Raw genomic sequence first — 226 nt, forward strand, 5'->3', positions numbered from 1 at the left:
GGCATGGGAGCCGAGGCAATCAAAGAACTTCTGGAAAGCATCGATCTTGAAAAAGAATATGCAGAACTTCAGGCAGGGTTGGAAAATGCGACAGGTCAAAAGAGAGCGAGAATCGTGAAACGCCTTGAAGTTGTTGAGGCGTTCCGTGAGTCGGGCAACCGTCCGGAATGGATGATCCTTTCTGCAATTCCGGTTATTCCGCCGGATCTTCGTCCTATGGTACAGC

1 protein-coding gene is annotated in these 226 nt (G+C 50.0%); it reads left to right on the forward strand.

Annotation, left to right across the window (positions count from 1 at the left end; translation table 11 throughout):
• Positions 1-226: hypothetical protein (locus tag NE637_RS15630; RefSeq protein WP_256267841.1), on the forward strand; the 226-nt coding region annotated here is incomplete at both ends.

The organism is Desulfovibrio desulfuricans, from assembly GCF_024460775.1.
Lineage (GTDB): Bacteria > Desulfobacterota > Desulfovibrionia > Desulfovibrionales > Desulfovibrionaceae > Desulfovibrio > Desulfovibrio desulfuricans_E.